This is a genomic window from Tellurirhabdus bombi, from assembly GCF_021484805.1.
GTDB lineage: Bacteria > Bacteroidota > Bacteroidia > Cytophagales > Spirosomataceae > Tellurirhabdus > Tellurirhabdus bombi.
In genome coordinates, this window is sequence record NZ_CP090557.1 from 254713 (window position 1) to 276362 (window position 21650).

Below are 21650 nucleotides of genomic sequence, written 5' to 3' on the forward strand. Positions count from 1 at the left end.
AATTTAGTTATAAAAATTTAGTCGTTAAGCTTACTAATCGCATCTCGCTCACCAGCATATACCAAAGAAACATTGGTAAATGAACTCTTAACAAAGAAAACCAAAATTTCGTTTCTTTGAAAGCTGCTGAACTTTATATTATTTTAAGTCGTCTAATTCTTAGTAAGACCAGTTATTCAGTAGTCTTATTTCATCAGCAAACGAATTCGGCAACCTTTAAATTTTAGGTTCTGTGATTGTAAACGAATCAGTTAGCGAAACCGATCTCTTAACGCGGGACAAAGTCCTGCGAGACTATCGGCTCGCCTCAGAAAGCCGTCAGGCAAGCCTGATAGGTCGTCGCGAAGTCATGGGCGGTCGAGCTAAATTTGGAATCTTCGGCGATGGCAAAGAACTTCCGCAACTCGCGGCGGCAACTGCCTTTGCTGCCGGCGACTTCCGATCAGGTTACTACCGCGACCAAACATTTATGGTTGCGCTCGATGCGTTAAACTGGGTCGAATTTTTCGCCCAGCTTTATGCCCATACCGACGTAAAAGCCGAACCCCATTCGGCCGGTCGCCAGATGAATGCCCATTACGCCAATCGCTGGATTGATGAAACGGGCCAGTGGCGTTCCCAAACCGATGTTCCTAACTCCGTTGGCGACATTGCGCCTACTGCCGGGCAAATTCCCCGCGCCTTAGGTCTGGCCTATGCCTCCAAGCTCTATCGCCAGAACCCTGAGTTACATTCTATGACGATGTTTTCGCACCAAGGTAACGAAATCACATTCGGCACCATTGGTGATGCATCCACATCACAGGGCATGTTCTGGGAAGCCATGAATGCGGCTGGTGTTCTGCAAGTTCCGCTACTCATGTCTGTCTGGGATGATGGCTATGGCATCTCCGTGCCCATCGAATACCAGACCACGAAAGGAAGTATTTCAAAAGCTCTGGCAGGACTGCAACGCGACGAAAACGACAAGGGAATTGAGATTTTTACGGTTAAAGCCTGGGATTATGTAGCTCTTATTGAAACGTACCAGAAAGCAGCCCAGCTATGCCGGGAAGAACACGTACCAGTATTGGTTCATGTTCAGGAAGTTACCCAGCCTCAAGGGCATTCTACTTCGGGCTCTCACGAACGTTATAAATCGAAAGATCGCCTTAAGTGGGAGCATGAACTCGACTGTAACCAGCAGTTTCGGCAGTGGATTCTGGAAAATGGTTTTGCCAGTGACGATGAGCTAACGCAGATCGAACGTGCTGCTGCTCAAACCATCAAGCAGGCGCGACAAACGGCCTGGGCGAATTACATTTCCTCCATGAAAGGTGATTATGACGAGGTAATGGGCTTGCTTCAGGCAGCCATTGATACGTCGTCCAATGGTCAATCAATTGCTCAAATACGCAATCAGCTTCAACATACCTATTCGCCCTTGCGCCGTGATGCTGTTGCAGCAGCCCGTCGCGCTTTGCGGTACTTAAACCGGGAAAACAATCCAGCCCGCCAAGGCTTGCTTGCCTGGCTGGAACGGGCTAAGCTCGAAAACGAAGACCGCTTTAATTCGCATTTATACAGCCCATTTGCCTCATCACCCATGAACGTAGCAGCTGTTCCGGCACGTTACGAGGAAACCAGTCAGATGCTTGATGGGTATTTATTAATGCAGCGGTATTTCGACACGCTCTTTGCGCGTGATCCCCGGGTGGTTGCTTTAGGGGAGGATGTAGGTAAGATTGGGGATGTTAATCAGGGGTTTGCCGGCCTTCAGGAAAAATACGGCGACCTACGAATTACGGATACAGGCATTCGGGAAACCACGATTATTGGGCAAGGTATCGGTATGGCCATGCGCGGGCTGCGCCCCATCGTGGAAATCCAGTATTTTGATTATATTTTTTATGCGCTGGCTACCCTCACGGACGATCTGGCTACGTTGCGTTACCGCACCAAGAGCGGCCAGATGGCTCCACTTATTGTCCGGACGCGCGGGCACCGACTGGAAGGAATCTGGCACTCAGGCTCTCCCATGGGCGCGGTTCTGAATAGTTTACGGGGTGTGCATGTCCTTGTTCCACGTAACATGACCCAGGCGGCGGGCTTCTACAATACGTTGCTCAAAGGCGATGACCCCGGTCTCTTAATTGAATGCCTGAATGGGTACCGCCTCAAGGAACGGCTCCCCGAAAACCTGGATGAATTTTGCGTACCCCTGGGCGTACCCGAAATAATTCGTGAAGGTTCGGATGTGACGGTTGTTACCTATGGCTCCATGTGCCGCATCGTACTGGAAGCCGCCGAACAGCTTGAGGCAATGGGTATCAATATTGAAGTAATTGACGTTCAGAGCTTATTGCCTTTTGATGTACATCATTCCATTGTTGAATCCATCCAGAAAACAAACCGGGTTATTTTCGCAGATGAAGATTTTCCCGGCGGTGCTTCAGCGTACATGATGCAGAAAGTTGTCGAAGAGCAGAATGCCTATCGCTGGCTGGATTCGCCTCCCCGAACATTATCGGCGCAGGCCCACCGCCCAGCCTACGGATCGGATGGTGACTATTTTTCAAAACCAAGCACCGAAGACGTTTTTGATTTAGTCTATAGCTTAATGCAGGAATGCGATCCGGCACGTTTCCCGGAATTATATTCGTAACTGAATCGTTTTTAACCGTAAAGAGCGCAAAGTTTTCGTAGCGACAGCACAGATTTCCCGCATTGGTGGGTAATTTGCGCCCGCACTGACTGGCGATTCTCTTTGCGGTTTTTGTTTTTTAAGAATGAATCAGTATTTCAAAGATATTCAGGAAGGCATCAGCACGACAATTACAGGCCTGAAACTGACGCTAAAGCATATTTGGCAGGCTAGGCACAGTCGTGATCCGATCAATGTGCAGGATGATGCGTACTTCAAGCAGACTTCGGGCATTGTTACCTTGCAATACCCGTTTCAAACGATTCCTATTCCCGACAACGGGCGGTATCGGCTGCATAATGAAATCGACGACTGCATTGTTTGTGACAAATGCGCTAAAGTCTGTCCGGTTGATTGCATCACCATTGATACCATCAAAGCGACGGAAGAAGTTGGGAAAGCGTCGGATGGTTCGCCTATCCGGCTGTATGCGGGCACTTTCGATATAGACATGGCCAAGTGTTGTTACTGTGGTCTTTGTACGACGGTATGCCCCACCGAATGCCTGACCATGACCAAGACGTTCGACTACAGCGAGTTCGATATTGGTCACATGAACTACCACTTTGCTAATCTGACGCCCACGGAGGCTGAGGAAAAACGGCGTTTGTATGACCAGTTTGTGCGCGAAAAAGAAGAAATCAAAGTTCAACAGGCTGCCCTAAAAGCAGCCGAAGCAGCAAAGCCCGTCCAGACCGCTGAGCCTGCTACGGCTCCTAAACGCCCTGTCTTCCGACCCGGTATGAAGCCTGGTGCTGCTCCGGCTCCCAGCGAAACACCAAAGACGGATGAATCGGAACCAGCAGTTCCTGAAGTAGAAGCAGTCAAACCAGCGGTGCCCAAACCCGCCTTCCGGCCATCCGTAAAGCCAAAAACGCCTCAGCCTACTCCAGACACTTCGGCTGATAGTAAGCCCATTGAACCGCCAAGCAAGGCCGTTGAAGAATCCGAATCGTTGACAGAGGAGCCAAAACCAGCGGCACCAAAACCCGCCTTCCGACCAACGCTAAAATCCAAAGCCGTTCAACCTGCTCAGGAAGAGTTACTGGCTCCAGGCAATGCAATACCTGAGCAAGAACTACCAAAACCAACGGCCAAACCTGTTTTCCGGCCAACATTAAAACCGAAAACAGCACCTGAGAGTGACGTAACGCCTGTTGCACCCGTTGAGACGAAAACCGAAGCATCAGCGCCGGAATCAACGGAGGCTGCGAAACCACTGGCTAAGCCTACCTTTCGGCCAAGCATGAAGCCAAAGTCGGCACCAGCCGGCGAAGCGCAACCGGTGGAGTCGAAAAGCATTGAACCAAGTCCCGCACCCGTTGAGGAATCAAAACCAGCGGTCGAGGAGGTGGCGAAACCAGTAACGCCCAAACCCGCGTTCCGGCCAAGCATGAAGCCAAAGGGCACGCCCCCTGCCGAAACGAATCCCGAACAACCACAAGCCAGCTCGCCCTCCATCGAGCCGCAACCCGGTGAGACGGAGGAGCCAAAGCCGGCTGCTAAGCCCGCGTTCCGGCCAAGCATGAAGCCCAAAGCAAAACCAAACGATCCGCCCAGCGAATCCGCTTAGACTCTTAAATTTCCCTAGCAGTGGTTCAACTCATTTTTATTCTATTTGCATTACTTACTCTTGGCTCAGCGCTGGCTGTTTTGCTAACGCGAAATGTGTTGTACGCTGCTTTTTTTCTGCTGATTACTTTGCTGGGCGTAGCTGGTTTGTTTGTTCTGGCCGGGGCTGATTTTCTGGCTGTTTCGCAAATTATGATCTATGTCGGCGGTGTACTCGTTCTAATTATTTTCGGGGTCATGCTCACCCATAAACAACAACCCGAACAAACGGCTTCGACAAAACCAAATTATATCCTGACCCGCCACCGGGGCTGGTTCTGGCCTTTGCTGGTTGCCGTCGGGTTGTTTGCGGCGTTGTACAGCGTCTTGATCCGGGCTAATTTTGTCATGTTCAGTCGCGAAGCAGTTTGGCAACCGACACCAGCCATTATTGGTAAGCAGTTGATGACCGAATTTAGTGTACCGTTTGAAATTGCAGGCGTTTTATTGCTTGTTGCCCTTATTGGTGCTGCCACCATAGCCGCCGCTTCCCGCCCGACACCAACCAACCATGGAAACCGTTAATCCAGGCTATTATCTCTTAATTGCCGCCGCTCTGTTCAGTATTGGTTTGGCAATTGTTGTTATCAAACGCCATGCGATCATGGTATTGATGGGCATTGAGCTCATGCTTAACGCCGTCAATCTTAACCTGATTGCTTTCAGCCAATACGACCCCGATCGCCTGCAAGGGCAGATGCTGGCTTTGTTTGTTATGATTGTTGCGGCTGCCGAGACGGCCATTGCTCTGGCGATTATTTTGCAGCTTCACCGGCATTTCAATACGGTGCAATTGGACGAAATTAATGACTTGAAGAAATAATGGAAGAGCGTTTTGAATTACTTATTGATGGCATTCTGGAAAAAGGATACGGCATCGTCGATGATTTTTTGTCGCCTGACGAAGTGGAAATCTTGCGCCAAACGCTTTATGCCCGAAATCAGCAGGGCGAATTCAAAACAGCTGCCATAGGAAATCAGCAGGTAACGGTGCAGACGAGCATCCGGGGCGACCAGATTCGCTGGCTCGACCGCGCAGATGCGTTGCCGGAAGAAACCCTTTACCTCGACCGGGTTCAATACCTGATTGAGTACCTGAATCGGACCTGTTACCTGGGTCTGCTCGACAGCGAAATTCACTATGCCCTTTACCCGGCAGGCACATTCTACAAACGTCACCTGGATCGGTTTCGTGCCAATTCGTCATTGGGTGGCCCCCAGCGCAAACTTTCTGTAATCTGTTACCTGAATCAGGACTGGCAGGAAAGCGATGGCGGGCAACTCGTTGTTTACCTGCCGCAACCCGACGGAGGTGAAGAAGCGATCTCTATCCTACCCGCTGGTGGCCGCCTGGTTTGCTTCGAAAGCGATAAGCTGGAGCATGAAGTTTTGCCCGCTACCCGGGAGCGCCTTAGTTTAACGGGTTGGTTAAGGACAGGGGGAACTCGGTAAATCAGCACGCTCCGTTTTTGCTTACTATCTGGTAGCCAGGCTATCTAAAACAGGTGGTTGGTAAATTCCAAGTCGAATACATTGCGAAAGCGTTGCGGAAACGTTTTGCTGTAGTTCAGGTTGAATCTGCAAAGTAGGGCTACCGTGCTTCTTCCAGGCAATGAACCCTTGATTACGGCCCAGAAACTGAGTCTCCAAATAGGGTCTGTATATCCAGATTGCACCGGCAAACAGCACAAGCAATGCTGCATTAAACCAACGTATTTGTTGGCGCCTCCAGATAATTTGCTGCTCAACCAGAATGGCAAACATACATATGGGTGTCAGGCTGGAGATAATTCGATACCGGGAGGTAAACATGCCGCTGAGGCCGTGATTACTTCGCGAAAGCGCCAGCATAGCACCAACGCATAAACTGGTTACTAGCAGCGAGAACAACAGGGGGCTACGGCGGCCACAACCGGTAAAAAACAGGTAAGCAACGTAAATCCAGCTTACTACACCAATCCCAAAACACACACAGACCAGCAGTTTCGTCATCCAAGGGGCAGACAATGATACTAAAAAGGGAGTGCCTGGATAAACCAGCAAGCATTTTATCAGCATAAACGGATGCTCGACCAGCAGTAACAAAGGACTCTCACTGGTGATTGGCCGACTATAATTGAAGAAATACAGGCCAATGAACAGCACCGCCGCCGCACTCCAAACGGCCAGGGATTTCCAGCAACGCTGATAAAATAGCAGGAAGCCGCCGCCAATCCATACGGTTAGGCCACATCCGAACGAATATGTTGCCAAACTAGCAGCCAGCACCGCCAGGCCGAGCCACGGCCAGGGCACCAGTGTTTCGCTCGCTTTGTCCAAAAGGAATAGCGCCAGAACCATAAAGAAAAGGGCCGGGTAGGACTGCGAACCACCAGCAATCATTAAATACGAGTCGTAAGAGGCTGGGTTGAAGAGTAAAACCACGGGCAGAACGTAAATCCAGGCAGATAAACCAAACAGCTTTTTCTGAAAAATAAGCAGCAGCAGAACCGCCAGGCCAAGTAGAAAAAATTGCTGAATGTAAAGCATAATGGGTAGGTCGATGTGCCCAGTTAGCTTGAATAAAAACAAAGCAAGTAAGCGACTGATGGCGATACGGTGTTCATTATGCTGGGCCAGCAGCAAGTCAATTTTTGCGTAGGGATAAGCGCTTCTATACTCATAATCAAGCAGAAACTGCAAGGTTGCGTGAAAGTCATCAGCCGCCGGAATATTCTGGCTATAAGTAATTAACAAGTAGTAAAAGGCAACTATCAGTAGAGAAATGACTAGCCAGGGAAAGAACGGATGAAAATTTATACTGGTAAATTTTTTTGTCATAGGAGCGTTTTAGGAGAAAAGTTATTATTTGTTGTACAAGGTAATAGGTGTATCACCCATTAGGCCGTACTTTTGAGCAAACGGTTCAGCTGTACCCTATATCGTTTGATTTAGACTGATTATTGAAGATATTTGCCCCGCTAAATCACGTAATGCTTTTTCATGCCTGAGTCCGACTCTATTCGCCTGTTCCTCTGGTTTATTCTACTGCTGCCCCTGTTGTCGGGCACGGTCTGGTTATTAGCAGGGCGTCGGGCAAATACGTTAGCTGGACCAATTTCGGTTGTGCTTACCCTGGTAGGCTTGAGCCTTGCAGTGTGGGTGGCTACGTCTGTCGGCCAGACAACGCAAACCCTTCGAACCGAGTGGATCACGCTGGTTGATTTCTCCCTACCAATGGCCTTTCGGCTGGACTCGCTCACGTTTTTGATGCTGATTATTGTCCATTTCATTGCGCTACTGGTTCAGCTTTATTCCACCTCCTATCTTCACGACGAACCGGATCGCTACCGATATTTTGGCTTCTTAGGCTTATTTATTGGATCCATGATCGGTATTGTGCTGGCGGGAAACCTGATTATGATGTACGCCTTCTGGGAACTGGTTGGTTTGTCATCTTATCTATTAATCGGCTTCTGGTTCCGCAAACCCGAAGCCGCCACCGCCGCTAAAAAGGCATTTCTGATGAATCGGGTGGGTGATGCTGGTTTTCTGCTGGGCATTTTTCTGGTTTACTTCCAAACTGGGACGACCGACTTTACGGATATAACACGCTCTTTCGACCACACGAATCCGCTGGCTACCCTGACCGGCTTGTGCCTGTTCTGCGGTTGTGTGGGAAAATCAGCCCAGTTTCCGCTATCAACCTGGCTACCCGACGCCATGGAGGGGCCAACGCCCGTATCAGCCCTTATTCACGCCGCAACGATGGTGGCCGCCGGGATTTTTCTGCTGGCCCGCATCCATTTCATGCTAACGCCAGATGCTCTAACGGTAATCGTCATTATTGGCACGATCACCATGATTCTGGCTGCCTATAACGCTCTTTTTCAAAATGACATCAAAAAAGTCCTGGCTTATTCGACGGTCTCGCAGCTTGGTCTGCTGGTCATTGGCATGGGAACGGGGAATGTCACGGGCGCTCTTTTTCACCTGACAACGCACGCCTTTTTCAAAGCGGGTCTTTTTCTGGCGGCGGGCTCCGTGATTCACGGTGCGGGTACGCAGGACATGAGACGCATGGGTGGGCTACGTCGTTTGATGCCTTTGACGTTTATCGGATATCTGATTTGTGCGGCGGCGCTGGCGGGACTTCCGTTGTTTTCGGGCTTCCTTTCCAAAGAAGCCATCCTGACCGGTGCCGTTGACTGGGCGCAGGAACAAGGTGGCGTAGCCATGCTGGTTCCCATTTTGGCCCTTTTATCATCGGGTTTAACGGCAACCTACATGGCCCGGCAAACTCATTTGGTCTTTTTGGGTAAATACCGAGGTGCCAATGCGGCAGCCGTTCATGAATCCGACTGGCGCATGACCGGCCCAATTATTCTGCTGGCTGCGCTTTCTCTTGGCCTGACTTTTTCCTGGAATCCTTTTTCTGCCCATCACAGTTGGTTTTATCAACTATTTCCAACAATGGATTTTTCGGTTGGAAACGAAGCGCTGGGCTCAGCTTACGAACCTATTCTGATTGGCCTGCTCTCGGTTATGGTAGCTGTAGTTGGTTTATTGACCGGTTACTTTCTCCCCCCTACTGATCCGATTACAGGTGGCGAAACCTTACTTGATCGCTGGCTATTCCGTCCTTTTCATGCATTTGCCCGTGGACTGCACGGATTTGACCACCGAAATATCCAGCGACTGCGGCAGCGGGAATGGAATCTGGACGCCTTTTACCAACGCGCCATTATTCAGCCGGCACTGCTTTTGTCGAAAGGTCTTTACCGCCTTGATCAGCGGGTAATTGATGGGGCTGTTCATTTGGTGGCTACCGGAAATGTCGTTCTGGCGCACATGCTTAGCTGGGCCGACCGAAGCCTTGTTGACGGCCTGGTTAATGGTGGTGCCTGGCTGGCCGGGCGTATGGGACAGCTCACGCGTTCCGTTCAGGGTGGCCGTATTCAGTCCTATATCGTGTCGGCAGTAATTGGTTTATTGTTGATTGTTTGGTTGTTACTATAAACGTACTTGGTGGCGAGTCAGGCAGTTTGCCGCTTCGACGTTGCCATGTACGAGGATCATGACAGAGCATTTACTTTCCTTACTGATTTTCTGGCCGCTGGCCGGTTCGCTTCTGGTGGCAGTATTGCCCGAAACCCAGAAAGATCATTACCGTTGGATTACGCTATTATTTTGCCTGGGTGAGCTGTTGCTTTGCGGTGCCGCCTATGCCCACTTTGACGCTGCCCAAGCGGGCTATCAGCTGGTCGAGCGCTACGATTGGATTACGTTGCCACTCGGTAGTTTGGGTATTGTTTCCATTGATTATCTGGTTGGCGTTGATGGCTTGAGTCTGCCGCTTGTTTTGCTAACGGGCGTGGTGATGCTGATTGGCGCTCTTTCTTCCTGGACGATCAACCAACGCGAAAAAGCCTACCATTCGCTTTACCTGCTGCTTACGGGCGCCATCGTCGGCTGTTTTGTGGGACTAGACCTATTCCTTTTCTTTCTATTTTTTGAGTTCATGCTGCTGCCGATGTATTTTCTCATTGGCTTGTGGGGTGGGCCGCGCCGGGAGTATGCTTCGATCAAGTTTTTTCTGTATACACTGGCGGGATCGGTCTTTATCCTCCTGGTTATGATTGGTCTTTATCTGTCGGTTATTGATCCGGTCGAGACTGCTTTGAACTTAGGCTTGATCAATGAGCGTTCCGAAATTAGCCCCGAAATCATTCAGCAAATCCAATCCTGGCTAGTCAATAACCAGATCGACCCGCGTAGGCTTGTGCATACCTTCGACTTGCGTTACATGGCCGATGGGTTAAATTACTTGCCTAATTCTTTCCTGAGTATTTACGGCGAGGTTCTCGTTGGGGGTATTCCTTCCAGAATGCTGGCTTTCCTGTGTCTGTTTCTTGGTTTTGCCATCAAGCTTCCGGTTGTTCCCTTCCATACCTGGCTGCCCGATGCCCACGTAGAAGCACCAACGCCCGTCTCGGTTGTGCTGGCGGGTATTCTGCTTAAAATCGGTGGTTACGGATTTCTGCGAATCGGCTGGAGTATTTTCCCCGATGGCGCCTCGCACTATGCGCTCTGGATGGCTGGGCTGGGTGTTTTGTCGATTGTTTACGGTGGCTTCAACGCGCTCGCGCAGACTGACCTTAAGAAAATGATCGCTTATTCGTCCGTTTCACACATGGGTTTTGTGCTATTGGGCGTAGCGTCTCTGACTCCCGAAGGCATTAACGGAGCCATTTACCAGATGGTGAGCCACGGTGTACTGTCGGCTATGTTATTCCTCTTGACGGGCGTTCTCTACGACCGCACGCACGACCGCCGCATTGATCATTACCGAGGTTTGGCGAGCGTCATGCCCCAGTATACGGCCCTGACCGCGATTGCCTTTTTTGCTTCGCTGGGCCTTCCCGGCTTTTCGGGTTTTGTTGGTGAATTATTTACTTTGATGGGCAGTTTCCAGTCGCTCTGGCTACCCGGCTGGATGACGGCGGTAGCTACGCTGGGCATCATTCTGGCGGCGGCTTATTTCCTCTGGACTTTGCAGCGGATGTTTTTCGGGCAACTTTGGGCTAAGCCTGAAGTGATGGGACTGCTCACCGATATTACGACCCGCGAGCGGCTTATGCTGGTGCCCCTGGCGGCTCTGGCGCTCGGGCTGGGTCTGTTCCCCAACTTACTCTTCAACTTGACAAATGCCACCGTTGCTGATTGGTTGCAACGATTTATGGTTGACTAAGCTCTTCATCAAAAAGCCGAGACTAAGCGAGTCCCGGCTCTTGAATTCTTTTATTTGACGTAACCCATTGACTGAAGCCAGGCTTTGCAAGCTTCGGGCCAGGTTTCTACTGATCCTTTGCCTTTCGTGCGGAGCGCATAACCGTGGCCCCCTTTGGGGTAGAGGTGCATTTCTGCGGGAACATTCGCGTTTTTCAAGGCCAGGTAATAATTCACACTATTCTCCACCGGAACTCCTTTGTCATCTTCTGAATGAACCAGAAAAGTAGGCGGCGTTTTATCACTAACCTGTAGCTCATTGGAGTAATAATCAATCTGTTCCTGAGAGGCATTTTTACCAACCAGTTTTTCGCGGGAGCCAGAGTGCGCTTTAGTACCGAATGTAATAACCGGATACAGCAAAATAGCGAAATTAGGTTTGGCCTCCTCGCTTGCTCCTTCGCCCCGGTGGTAGTGTGTGGAAAGCGTCGACGCCAGGTGTCCACCCGCCGAAAAGCCCATAATGCCTATTTTGTTCGGATCAACGCCCCATTTTGCTGCATTTTGCCGAATCACCTTCATGCCCTGCATGGCGTCGGCCAGGGGAACCTGCTCTTTGTTTGTTTGGATACGGTCGTCGGGAAGGCGGTATTTCAAGACAAAAGCCGCCACGCCCAACCCATTTAACCAGCGCGCTACTTCTTCGCCTTCGTGCCCATAGGCTAAAATCGAATAGCCGCCACCCGGACAAATCATAACGCTGGCACCCGTTGCCTTTTCTTTGGCTGGCAGAAAGGCCATCAGGGTTGGCACTTTTACCTGGCTAATGCGCAAAATACCATCGGCACCCGTCTCGCCTTTTTCCTGAACAGCGTCGTTCGCCACGGAATGGGGCACTTTACCAGCGGGCCAAAGGTCAACGGATTCCGGTTTTTGCGCCATCGTGAATGTATTCAGCAGAAGTGTTGCTGAGAGTAAGGAACAATAAGTAATCAGATGCATACAAGGGCTGGGGTTTTCTGCAATTATAAAAGCCCGTAAACTTACACGTCTACTTCCCCATTTTCAACTTCCGTTCCCTGCGTCGATTGGCCATCGTGCAGCACTTCAAGCAACTCCTTAATCTGGAAGATGGTTGCATTCAGACGATTACCTAGTAAAATAACCACAAAATCGTCTTTTGGACTAAACCAGAAAATGGAATTATAGCCTTTCCACCAGCCCGTATGGTAAATGTATTCGGGCTTGTTTTCGTTGTCAACGTGCATGCGGAAACCATATCCGTAGTTACGGGTTCCTTTGCGCTCGAAACTGCGCGGCAGAAAGGCTTCGGACAGCAACGTTTTCCGCAGCAGGCAGTCGCCATTCAAAGCCCGGTACCAGCGGAAAAGATCGCCCACCGTCGAATAGATGCCTTTGTCGCCGACCACGTTGTCGTAATAATCTTTGGGAACACGCCGACCGCGCTGATAACCCGCCGTGCGGAAAATATTGATCGAATCACTTTGGGTAGTTGCTACAAACGTATGGCGCATGCCCAACGGCTCGAAAATCGTTTTCCGAACAAATTGCTCGTAAGTTTTGCCGCTGGCTTTTTCAATGATGGACGCCAGAACCATGTAGTTTGTATTGCTGTAGCTGAAACTCCGGCCAGGGCGGTTGTAGCGCGGCGGATTCAGAGCGGCCAGCCACCGCAGAATTGTATCGTTATTGGGATACGGCTTTTCGCGGTTGTAGAAATTGTGCTTCATGCTGTCATCGAAGGCGTAGGCATAGTTGGGCAGCCCGCTCCGGTGCGACAACAGATCACTGATAGCAATGCCGTGGTAAGGAAAATCAGGAATGAAACGCTGTACCGAATCCGTTAGCTTGATTTTACCCGCCTCCACCAACTTTAGGGTAGCCACAGCCGTGAAGGTCTTGGATAAAGAAGCCAATTGAAACTTGGAATCCATGTTGAGTGAATCCCGCTCGGAGCGCTCAAAATGGGCCAGACCAAATGTATTCTGGTAAAGCACGATTCCTTTCTGGGCAATTAATACGTTCCCGTTGAAGCCCGCCCGGACTTTGCCCTGGATGATGCGTTCAATTTTGGCAATCTTCTCTTCGGCTTTGATTTCCTGCCTGAGCTTCTGTTCTTCTGCCGGACTTAGCTTCTGACCTTCAGCGCAATTGTGCATTGCATTTGCCGAACGATCTAACTTTTTATCTGTACCGGACTGACATCCCCAAGCTATAAATGCGGCAACAACACCTGCCCAAAATCCCGAAAATCTCATTGAATTCGCAAATAACGACTACTTTCCTGACTCCCTCTAACAGTCACGTCGGAAGCAAAAATACAGGTTTTTACCAGATCACTATTATTCACGAAAAATCATTTCCCAAAAAGTTAGCCAATTGTCCCGACGAGATTAATCCTTATTTCTCACCGTTTAAACAGGTCAATTAACTGGCGTTCCACTTTTTCTTGATTTATGAACCGCTTTTGGTAGCTTTGACTAAACTCCTATTCCGCTTCTATCCATGAACACGTATAAACCCGGCTCTCACATTCTGGCGTCCTTTACAGCCTCTTCGGCTAAACTAACCGATGTTAATGCCTGCCGCGCCCATTTTAACCAGCTTATCGATGCATTAAACCTGGAAAAGGTCGGCGAAGTGTACCATGAATTTCCCAATGGTGGCTTTACGGCCGTTATTGCGTTATCGGAATCGCATATTTCCATTCATACGTGGCCCGAAAATGACCTGGCTACCTTCGACGTATTTTTATCTAACTTCCTGCGGGACAACACCGAACGGGCGCAAGCGGTCTTTCAGGAAACCATTCAGTACTTTGACGCCAAGGTGAAAAATCGTGCTCAGATATCTCGCTAACCGATGGCGGAAATCGCTCAGCCTTTTCTTAATGCGCCCGCACCGGAGCAATTAGAGTGCCCCAGTTGCCATACGTCGATTTCTTATTATGACGTTCAGGGTAGTTCTTTTTACGGTTGCCCCGTTTGTCACGCTTTTTTCGAGTATGAATACGAGGGTCCACCCGTAATACTGCGGCAATTTGAACCCACGAACACGCCCCCGCTCATTCCAATCGGGACGCCCGGTATTGTGCACGGGAAAGCCGTCCGGGTGGTGGGCTATATGCGGCGCGCTGAACAGGCCGACCCAGCCGAATGGAGCGAATACATGCTGCTGGTTGAGGGATCTGGTTACTGGCAATTATCTGAGTATAACGGTCATTGGATGGTGATTCAGCCCGCTGAAAAGCGCTTTTCAACTGCGAATAACAAAGCCATAGACAACGACCAGTCGTATACGTTATACCATCAGTATCAGCCCAAAACGGTCTACGCCGTTGGCGAATTTGACTGGAATATTCTGGAGGATGATGCCCTGCATGTTTCCGAATACATTGCACCGCCCCGCATGCTCGTTCAGGAAATAGGGAACACAGAAACCAACTGGTACCGAGCCGAATACAAAACACCCCAGGAAATAAGCACCGCTTTCGGGTTGGATCACGCGTTGCCGACGCCGGTGGGTGTGGGTGCCATTGAACCCACGGGTTTTGACGAAATCTGGAAACCGCTTCGGAATGTCACTATTGCCGTTGCCATTCTCATGGTTGCGGTTCAATCGCTGGGCTTTCTTGTTAAGCCGGCCAGAAAATGCCTGGATGCCCGCTTTACCAGTCGGGTGGAAAAAACGCAGCCCAGTTCCACGCTTCGTTCGGCCTTGGTTTCTCCGCCGTTTGACGTAGACGGGCCCGCGGCGCTTAAGCTTCAGTTCTCGGCGACGCTCAACAACCAATGGCTGGAACTTCCCATTAGCCTCATTAACGAAAAAACGGGCAAGACCTACGAATTAACGAAAGTCATGGAGTACTACCGCGGTTACGAGAGCGGCGAGTCCTGGTCGGAAGGAAATACCAAGGATGTAGCCCTTTTGTCCCGAATTCCGAGCGGACGCTATCACCTGAATTTATACCCATCTACGGACAAGCCGACGCCCGTTCATATACGGGTTATTGTTACCGAAAACACCACGCTGACCTCGAATCTGGTTCTTTTTGCGATTGCGATTCTTATTTATCCGCTTTACCAACTTTGGCGGAGCCAGTATAAGAATTACCAACGCTGGCAGAATAGTAATTTCGGACCGAATAGTTAATTCTAAACCGTAAATTGGCCTCTAGAATGCTTACTGACCTGGCTAAAATCAAATATTACGTTGCTTTCCTGCTGGTTCTTTCCGGCGTTTTTGTCTGGGCAACTCTGACGGGCACACGGCTGCTGGGCGATGACAAAGAAAGTAGAGAAAACATTAATGGGTATGGCCAGGGTGGCCACAGCAGCTACCGCCGTTCGGGTTATCGTTCATCCGGTTTTCACCATAAATAATACCTAGCATCATGGATTACGCCTCGCTTCAATACATTGTCCCTTCGCTGATTTACTCGCTGGTGGGAGTTGTCGTTCTAGTCACGAGTTTTGTGGTTATTGAGAAAATAGCGCCCGAAAATTTATGGAAGGAGATCGTTGAAAAACAGAACATTGCGTTGGCTATTCTGGCCGGAGCTTTCATGCTCTCGTTGGCAATCATCATAAGTTCGGCCATTCATGGTTAGTCAGGATTTGCGCAGGACCGAGAGACACAAAGCAAGCAGTCGTCAACTGCTATTGCTGCTGTCGGTTTTTGTGATTGCCACCTGCGGCCTGATTTATGAACTCATTGCTGGCACGCTGGCTTCGTACCTGCTCGGCGACTCCATTACGCAGTTTTCCACCATCATCGGCGTTTATCTCTTTTCGATGGGGATTGGCTCCTGGCTGTCCAAATACCTCGACGGCAATTTGCTGCGCTGGTTCGTCCGCATCGAGATTTTGGTGGGACTTGTCGGGGGACTCAGTGCGCCGCTTCTCTTTGTTTTGTTTGAATACGTCGCTTCGTTTCGGCTGATTCTCTACACGTTAGTATCGCTGACCGGTATTTTGGTGGGGCTAGAAATTCCGTTGCTAATGCGGATTTTGGAAAATCAGTTGTCGTTTAAAGAGCTGGTTTCCCGCGTTTTCACGTTCGATTACATTGGCGCTTTGCTGGCTTCGCTGATCTTCCCGCTGGTATTGGTTCCTTATTTGGGTCTGGTTCGGACGTCGCTGTTTTTTGGTATGCTGAACATTGGGGTGGCGGCGTTCCTTCTTTTCCCCTTTCCCGAAACGCGGCCTTTTCGTAAATCATTTTTGACCATCATTGGTGTTTCGCTGGCGGTTTTGTTCGCCGGATTTCTTTACGCCGACCGCCTGATGAACTTCACGGAAAGTCTGGCGTTTCAGGATCAGGTTATTTACAGCAAAAGCACGTCCTACCAACGCATTGTACTCACGCGTAACAGCCGGGAATTGCGGCTTTTTCTGAATGGCAACCTTCAGTTTAGTTCGGCGGACGAATATCGGTATCACGAAGCGCTGGTACACCCGGCCATGCAGGCGCTTCCGCACGCCCGGCGCGTGCTCGTTCTGGGTGGTGGCGATGGGCTGGCCGTTCGCGAAATTCTGAAATACCCCCAGATCAAAAGCATCAAGCTTGTCGATCTTGATCCCGGCATGACCGATCTTTTTCGGAAAAACCCTTTGCTCACCAACCTGAATAATCGCTCGTTATCGTCGCCTAAAGTGCAGGTTATCAACACCGACGCCTATACGTACATTCGGCAGGATACCGCTCGTTATGATTGCATCGTCATTGACTTCCCGGACCCTTCTAACTTTTCGATTGGCAAATTATACAGTACCTCTTTTTATACGGAGTTGCACAAGCTGTTGAACGAAAATGGTCGAATTGTGGTGCAGGCCACTTCGCCTTACATTGCGCGGCAGTCGTTCTGGTGCATCCGGCACACGCTGGCGGCCACAGGTTTTCATACCTTGCCATATCATGCTTACGTGCCTTCGTTTGGCGAATGGGGCTTCATTCTGGCGGGGCGGAATGGGCACTGGCGCGGTGATGGTCCGCTTCCGGCGAATCTCCGGTTTATAAACTCGCAAACCATCCGGCAAATGCTGGACTTCCCCCCCGACATGGCTGAGGTGCCTACTGACATTAACAAGTTGAACAATCAGGCTCTGGTGCGCTATTTTGAAGATGATTGGGGACCTTATGGCCATTGACGCGTGATGGATCCTAACAAATTTACCGACAAGTTTTCCCGCCGCGAATTTATTCAGCAGGCAGGTTTGGGTGCAGCCGCTTTGCTGGCCGCTTCTGAGCTAGTTTCCTGTTCTTCCGACTCCCCGCTGGCCCACATCAAAGGAGAAATAAAAGGCGCGAATCATACCCTTGGTCACCTGCTGCGCAACCCGGACACGCTCCCGCCGCCAACACAAATTGACGAAACCAACGTTCTGATTATCGGGGGTGGTATTGCCGGTTTGTCGGCCCGTCGCTGGCTACACCGAAACGGGGTCAAAGATGTTTTGCTGCTGGAAATGGACAACCAGCCGGGAGGCAATTCCGCGAGTGGCAAAAATGACTTATCGGCTTACCCATGGGGAGCGCACTATTTGCCAATTCCCGACCTACGCAACCGGGAACTGATTGATTTTCTGACCGAATGCAAAGCCATTACGAGTTTTGATACGCAAGGGTTACCCATTTACAACGACTATTTTCTTTGCCACGACCCCGAAGAGCGACTTTTTATCAATGGCTATTGGCAGGAAGGGTTAGTGCCTGAGTTGGGCGTTCCTGAGGAGGACCGGCAGCAGATTACCCGCTTTTTCGACTTGATGAATGCACATCGAAAAGCGCGGGGCAAAGACGGCAAAGATGCGTTTGCCATTCCGCTGCGGGAATCCTCCCAGGACGAAACCTACCGCCAACTTGATCAGCTTTCTTTTGATCGTTATTTAAGTACGAACGGCTTTACCTCGTCTTACCTGCGCTGGTATCTGTCCTACGCTTGCCGGGACGACTACGGGTCCGATCTAGCGCAAACGTCGGCCTGGGCAGGTATCCATTACTTTGCCGCCCGAAAAGGCCAGGCCGCTAATGCCGACGCTTCTGCCGTGCTGACCTGGCCGGAAGGCAATGGTTTTCTGGTCGATCAACTGCGTCGCCAGGCTAGAGCGCCGATCCAGAACAACCGGCTGGTTTTTGCGGTGAAGCCCGAAGCCTCAACGGTACTGGTATCGCTTTACGACCCTCAAAAAAAGCAAACACTAGGCATTCGGGCTAAAAAAGTGATCCTGGCCACACCGCAGTTTGTCAATCGGCAGCTGCTTAAAAATGTTGCCGGATATAGCCCACCCAATAACTTTCAGTACGCCCCCTGGGTGGTCGCCAACCTGACCGTAAACGGTTTGCCGCAGGGAAAAGGCATGCCTCTCTGCTGGGACAATGTGCTGTATGGCAGCTCATCCGTGGGCTACATTACCGCCAACCACCAGCACCTCACGCAGGAGCGTCAGAAAGTAATTACCTTTTACCAGCCCCTCACCGACGAAGCGCCCAATCTGGCCCGCCAGCGCGCCTATCGCACGTCTTACGCTGATTGGTTAAGCCGCATCGTGGCTGAATTGGAAATGGCCCATCCTGGTGTCACCCCGCTGATTTCACAGGCTGATCTATGGATTTGGGGGCACGGCATGATTGCGCCGACGCCCGGTTTCCTTACCGATCCGGGCCGGCAGCAGCTGAATAAGTCCATTGATAATCAAGTTTTTTTTGCTCATTCTGACCTGAGTGGCATCTCTATTTTTGAAGAAGCGTTTTACCAGGGAATTCGGGCAGCAGAAGAAATATTGCGGAACTAAGCCAAAACTTCTTATTTTTAGATACAACTAACACACATCAATCGTTACGTAAGAAAGACGACCCGACCTGAATGAGTTTCCTATACCCTTCGTTCCTGCTTGGTTTACTGGCGGTTTCTGTACCGGTAGCTATTCACCTGTTTAATCTTCGCCGGACCCGCCGGATTTTTTTCACCAACGTCTCACTCCTCAAAACGGTACAGACCGAAACGAAATCATTTCGACGGTTAAAGCACCTGCTGATTCTGGCTTGCCGGGCCTTGGCCATTATCTGTCTGGTGTTGGCGTTCGCGCAGCCTTTTATTCCTAGCAAGAGCACGTTAGGCTTGTCCCGGCAGGGCTTCACGAGTCTGTATCTGGACAATTCGTACTCCATGCAGAACGAAGAAGATGAAAAAAGATACCTGGACGTAGCCATTGGAAAACTGGACGAGCTACTGACTTTGTTTCGGAATGCGAGTTCTTTGCAGTTGATAACGAATGATTTCAGTGCCCAGGAGCAGACGGTCGGTACCGCCGAGGCTCTTCGCGACCGGGTAACAACGGTTCGCTTCGCGCATACGCCCCGTTCGTTAGCGGATGTTTACCGCCGTCAGGTCAATCTGATGGCCACCCGGAATTCAGCCGGTACAAGTCAGTTATTTTGGTTCTCCGATTTTCAGAAAAGCACCGTTGGCGATCTCAGCCGCTTAAAAATTGATACCGCCCAGCGGGTTTTTATGGTACCGATGGAAGCCAAACCCACGCGAAATATTTACGTAGATTCGGTCTGGCTCAGTACGCCTTTTGTGCGCGAACTTCAGAATAATACGCTCAACGTTCGGGTGCGCAACAGTGGCGAAGAGTCCGTTCAGAAGCTGCCGATTCGTTTGTTTGTCGATCAGGCCCAGATTTCTACCGCTTCGGTTTCCATTCCTGCAAAAGGGAGTGCTACGGCAACAATGAATTTTAACGTTACGGAGAAAGGTTTCCGGCGCGGTCGCATTGCCTTTGAAGACTACCCGATCACGTTTGACAACGAATTTTATTTTGTCTTGCAAGCTTCCCCGGCTATTCGGGTTCTGCATTTATACGAACAAAAAAGCCCATCCAATTACATTGAGAATGTTTACGGAAATGACAGCTTATTTGTTCGGCAGAGCTTCAACGCGCAAAATGTAGACGTCGGGCAATTCAAGAATGCTGATTTAGTTGTGCTGGAAGGTTTGCCCCAGCTGAGCGGCGCGTTACGGTCGGAACTGGAACGATTCGTTCGTCAGGGCGGTAGCCTGGCCATTTTCCCGTCGGCCAATCCCGATGCGGCTGCCTGGTCGTCATTTCTGACTACGTTAGGCGTTGGCGGTTTACAGGTGCAGGCCAATAGCCTACCTCCCGCGCAACCCATGGCTGCCCCTAACAATCAGAATCCGTTTTTCCGGGATATTTTTGAGCAAACGCAGCAGCAAAGTTTGCTAAATCTACCTGATGCCGTCCCCGTCTGGCAATGGCGTGCGGTTGGTGAACGCCTGTTAACCTTGCGGAATGGCACTCCGCTCCTGACGCAATCACGGCTGGGCGGGTCCGCAAGCCGTCAGGGGTACGTGTATGTGTTTGGGACACCCTTGCAGCCCGAGTTTGGGACCGTACCTCAACACGCCCTCTTTGTGCCGATTATGTACAAAATTGCGGCGCTAAGTGTACAAGCCCAGCGAACGGCCTATTCGTTTGACGACAATGCGCTGGAAGTAACTGTTACAGACGCCAGCCCGAACGCCGTTTATAAGCTAAAAAGGGACAAAATGGAAATTATTCCCATTCAGCGTCTCAATGGTAACCAGCTTTTGTTTGAGTTGCCAAAAAGTAACCAGCTCAGTGCCGGTCAGGAAATGGAGGCGGGGTATTACGAACTTCAGTTGAATGGCAAAACTGAGCGATTACTGGCTTTCAACCACGGGAATCGGGAGTCGGCAATGGAGTTTTATACGCCTGCCGAACTACGCAAAGCCTTCGCGGGCCAACCCAACGTTCAGGTTTTTGACAGCATTCACGATGGCGGTTTTGTGGATGAACTCCGCGCGCAAAACCTGGGAACCAACCTCTGGAAATATTTTATCATCGCCGCACTCGGTTTCTTCCTGGCCGAAATCGCCGTAATACGCTTTATGAAAGGCTAAAAGTTTGGGAAAGAAGCCTACTTTCTTTCCCAAATTACAAAGTCAAAAGCAACCGCATGGCGCTCGTCGGCAGTGTGGGGTACTCGGCTGCGCTCTTTCCAGACTGAGGTTTCGCTTCGGATCGCGTCGTACTCCGGGAAATAAGTATCGCCCTCAAAGGTTCCTTTTACATCCGTCAGATAAAGCAGGTCGGCAATGGGCAAGGCCTGGCGGTATATTTCAGCGCCTCCGATGACGAAAATCTCTTCTGCGCCCGTTTTTTGGCCTTCTTCTACGGCTTTTTCCAGCGAATCGACAACGATGCACCCTGCTGCTTGAAAACCTGTATTACGGGTAATCACAATATTGGTCCGGTTAGGCAGCGGCTTCCCCAGCGCTTCGAAGGTCTTCCGCCCCATCAGAATCGGATGCCCGGAGGTGGTTTGTTTGAAGAACTTAAAGTCGTCCGGTAGTTTCCAGACCAGATCATTATCCTTACCAATAACGCCGTTATCCGCAACGGCAGCAATCAACGAGAGAGTCATTCTACAATCGGTTAAAAATTAGAACTGCAACGCGCGTTCTCTTCCACGCGTATCTGCTATATAAAACCGCAAAGATAGCCGTTTACTCAAGTAATTATTTTTTTGCGTAGGGGTAAACCGCATCCGAACGGTCATAGGGTCAGCTAACAGCAAACAA

General features: G+C 50.4%; 18 protein-coding genes. 14 read left to right on the forward strand and 4 right to left on the reverse strand.

Annotated elements, in window-relative coordinates; genetic code table 11:
• The first annotated feature begins 232 nt into the window (after positions 1-232).
• The 5 genes from L0Y31_RS01100 (at position 233) to L0Y31_RS01120 (ending at position 5746) form a co-directional block, all read left to right on the forward strand.
• A complete protein-coding gene (locus tag L0Y31_RS01100) occupies positions 233-2644 on the forward strand; it encodes an alpha-ketoacid dehydrogenase subunit alpha/beta (protein WP_234735222.1) in 2412 nt (803 codons plus the stop codon).
• A gap of 124 nt (positions 2645-2768) precedes the next feature.
• Positions 2769-4256, forward strand: a complete 1488-nt coding sequence (locus L0Y31_RS01105) for a 4Fe-4S dicluster domain-containing protein (protein WP_234735223.1) — start codon at positions 2769-2771, stop codon at positions 4254-4256.
• 20 nt (positions 4257-4276) lie between these two features.
• Positions 4277-4819, forward strand: coding sequence for an NADH-quinone oxidoreductase subunit J family protein (locus tag L0Y31_RS01110; RefSeq protein ID WP_234735224.1), 543 nt, complete (start codon positions 4277-4279; stop codon positions 4817-4819).
• Positions 4806-5117: an NADH-quinone oxidoreductase subunit NuoK gene (gene nuoK / locus L0Y31_RS01115; protein ID WP_234735225.1), complete on the forward strand. Its 312-nt coding sequence runs from the start codon at positions 4806-4808 to the stop codon at positions 5115-5117. The genes L0Y31_RS01110 and nuoK overlap by 14 nt, the downstream gene beginning before the upstream one ends.
• Positions 5117-5746: a 2OG-Fe(II) oxygenase gene (locus L0Y31_RS01120; protein WP_234735226.1), complete on the forward strand. Its 630-nt coding sequence runs from the start codon at positions 5117-5119 to the stop codon at positions 5744-5746. The genes nuoK and L0Y31_RS01120 overlap by 1 nt, the downstream gene beginning before the upstream one ends.
• Positions 5747-5770: 24 nt before the next feature.
• On the opposite strand, the gene L0Y31_RS01125 is transcribed toward L0Y31_RS01120, so the two are convergent.
• A complete protein-coding gene (locus L0Y31_RS01125) occupies positions 5771-7114 on the reverse strand; it encodes a hypothetical protein (RefSeq protein WP_234735227.1) in 1344 nt (447 codons plus the stop codon).
• A gap of 162 nt (positions 7115-7276) precedes the next feature.
• Between L0Y31_RS01125 and nuoL the strand changes: the two genes are divergently transcribed.
• Together nuoL and L0Y31_RS01135 are read left to right on the forward strand one after the other, a co-directional pair.
• Positions 7277-9292 (forward strand): NADH-quinone oxidoreductase subunit L, encoded by a 2016-nt coding sequence (gene nuoL, locus L0Y31_RS01130; protein ID WP_234735228.1) that lies wholly within the window; start codon positions 7277-7279, stop codon positions 9290-9292.
• A gap of 58 nt (positions 9293-9350) precedes the next feature.
• The gene (locus L0Y31_RS01135) at positions 9351-11024 is read left to right on the forward strand and encodes a complex I subunit 4 family protein (protein WP_234735229.1); all 1674 of its coding nucleotides are present in this window, start codon (positions 9351-9353) and stop codon (positions 11022-11024) included.
• Positions 11025-11074: 50 nt separating this feature from the next.
• Here the strand turns inward: L0Y31_RS01135 and L0Y31_RS01140 are convergent, their stop codons facing one another.
• Together L0Y31_RS01140 and L0Y31_RS01145 are read right to left on the reverse strand one after the other, a co-directional pair.
• Positions 11075-12004 (reverse strand): alpha/beta hydrolase, encoded by a 930-nt coding sequence (locus L0Y31_RS01140; protein ID WP_234735230.1) that lies wholly within the window; start codon positions 12002-12004, stop codon positions 11075-11077.
• A 41-nt stretch (positions 12005-12045) separates the two neighbouring features.
• Entirely contained in the window at positions 12046-13182 is a 1137-nt protein-coding gene (locus L0Y31_RS01145; RefSeq protein WP_234735231.1) for a serine hydrolase domain-containing protein, read from the reverse strand.
• 346 nt (positions 13183-13528) lie between these two features.
• Between L0Y31_RS01145 and L0Y31_RS01150 the strand changes: the two genes are divergently transcribed.
• From L0Y31_RS01150 to L0Y31_RS01180, 7 genes are all read left to right on the forward strand, one after another.
• Entirely contained in the window at positions 13529-13882 is a 354-nt protein-coding gene (locus tag L0Y31_RS01150) for an S-adenosylmethionine decarboxylase family protein (RefSeq protein ID WP_234735232.1), read from the forward strand.
• A gap of 3 nt (positions 13883-13885) precedes the next feature.
• Positions 13886-15175, forward strand: a complete 1290-nt coding sequence (locus L0Y31_RS01155) for a DUF4178 domain-containing protein (protein ID WP_234735233.1) — start codon at positions 13886-13888, stop codon at positions 15173-15175.
• A gap of 26 nt (positions 15176-15201) precedes the next feature.
• A complete protein-coding gene (locus L0Y31_RS01160; RefSeq protein WP_234735234.1) occupies positions 15202-15405 on the forward strand; it encodes a hypothetical protein in 204 nt (67 codons plus the stop codon).
• A gap of 11 nt (positions 15406-15416) precedes the next feature.
• Entirely contained in the window at positions 15417-15632 is a 216-nt protein-coding gene (locus L0Y31_RS01165; RefSeq protein ID WP_234735235.1) for a DUF350 domain-containing protein, read from the forward strand.
• A complete protein-coding gene (locus tag L0Y31_RS01170) occupies positions 15625-17172 on the forward strand; it encodes a polyamine aminopropyltransferase (RefSeq protein ID WP_234735236.1) in 1548 nt (515 codons plus the stop codon). Before L0Y31_RS01165 ends, L0Y31_RS01170 begins: the two co-directional genes overlap by 8 nt.
• 6 nt (positions 17173-17178) lie before the next feature.
• Positions 17179-18816 (forward strand): FAD-dependent oxidoreductase, encoded by a 1638-nt coding sequence (locus tag L0Y31_RS01175; RefSeq protein ID WP_234735237.1) that lies wholly within the window; start codon positions 17179-17181, stop codon positions 18814-18816.
• Between the two features lie 71 nt (positions 18817-18887).
• Positions 18888-20969 carry a BatA domain-containing protein gene (locus L0Y31_RS01180; RefSeq protein WP_234735238.1) on the forward strand — a complete coding sequence of 694 codons (2082 nt, stop codon included), beginning with the start codon at positions 18888-18890 and terminating at the stop codon, positions 20967-20969.
• 17 nt (positions 20970-20986) lie between these two features.
• Here the strand turns inward: L0Y31_RS01180 and L0Y31_RS01185 are convergent, their stop codons facing one another.
• Positions 20987-21493 carry a dihydrofolate reductase gene (locus L0Y31_RS01185; RefSeq protein ID WP_234735239.1) on the reverse strand — a complete coding sequence of 169 codons (507 nt, stop codon included), beginning with the start codon at positions 21491-21493 and terminating at the stop codon, positions 20987-20989.
• Between the last annotated feature and the right edge of the window lie 157 nt (positions 21494-21650).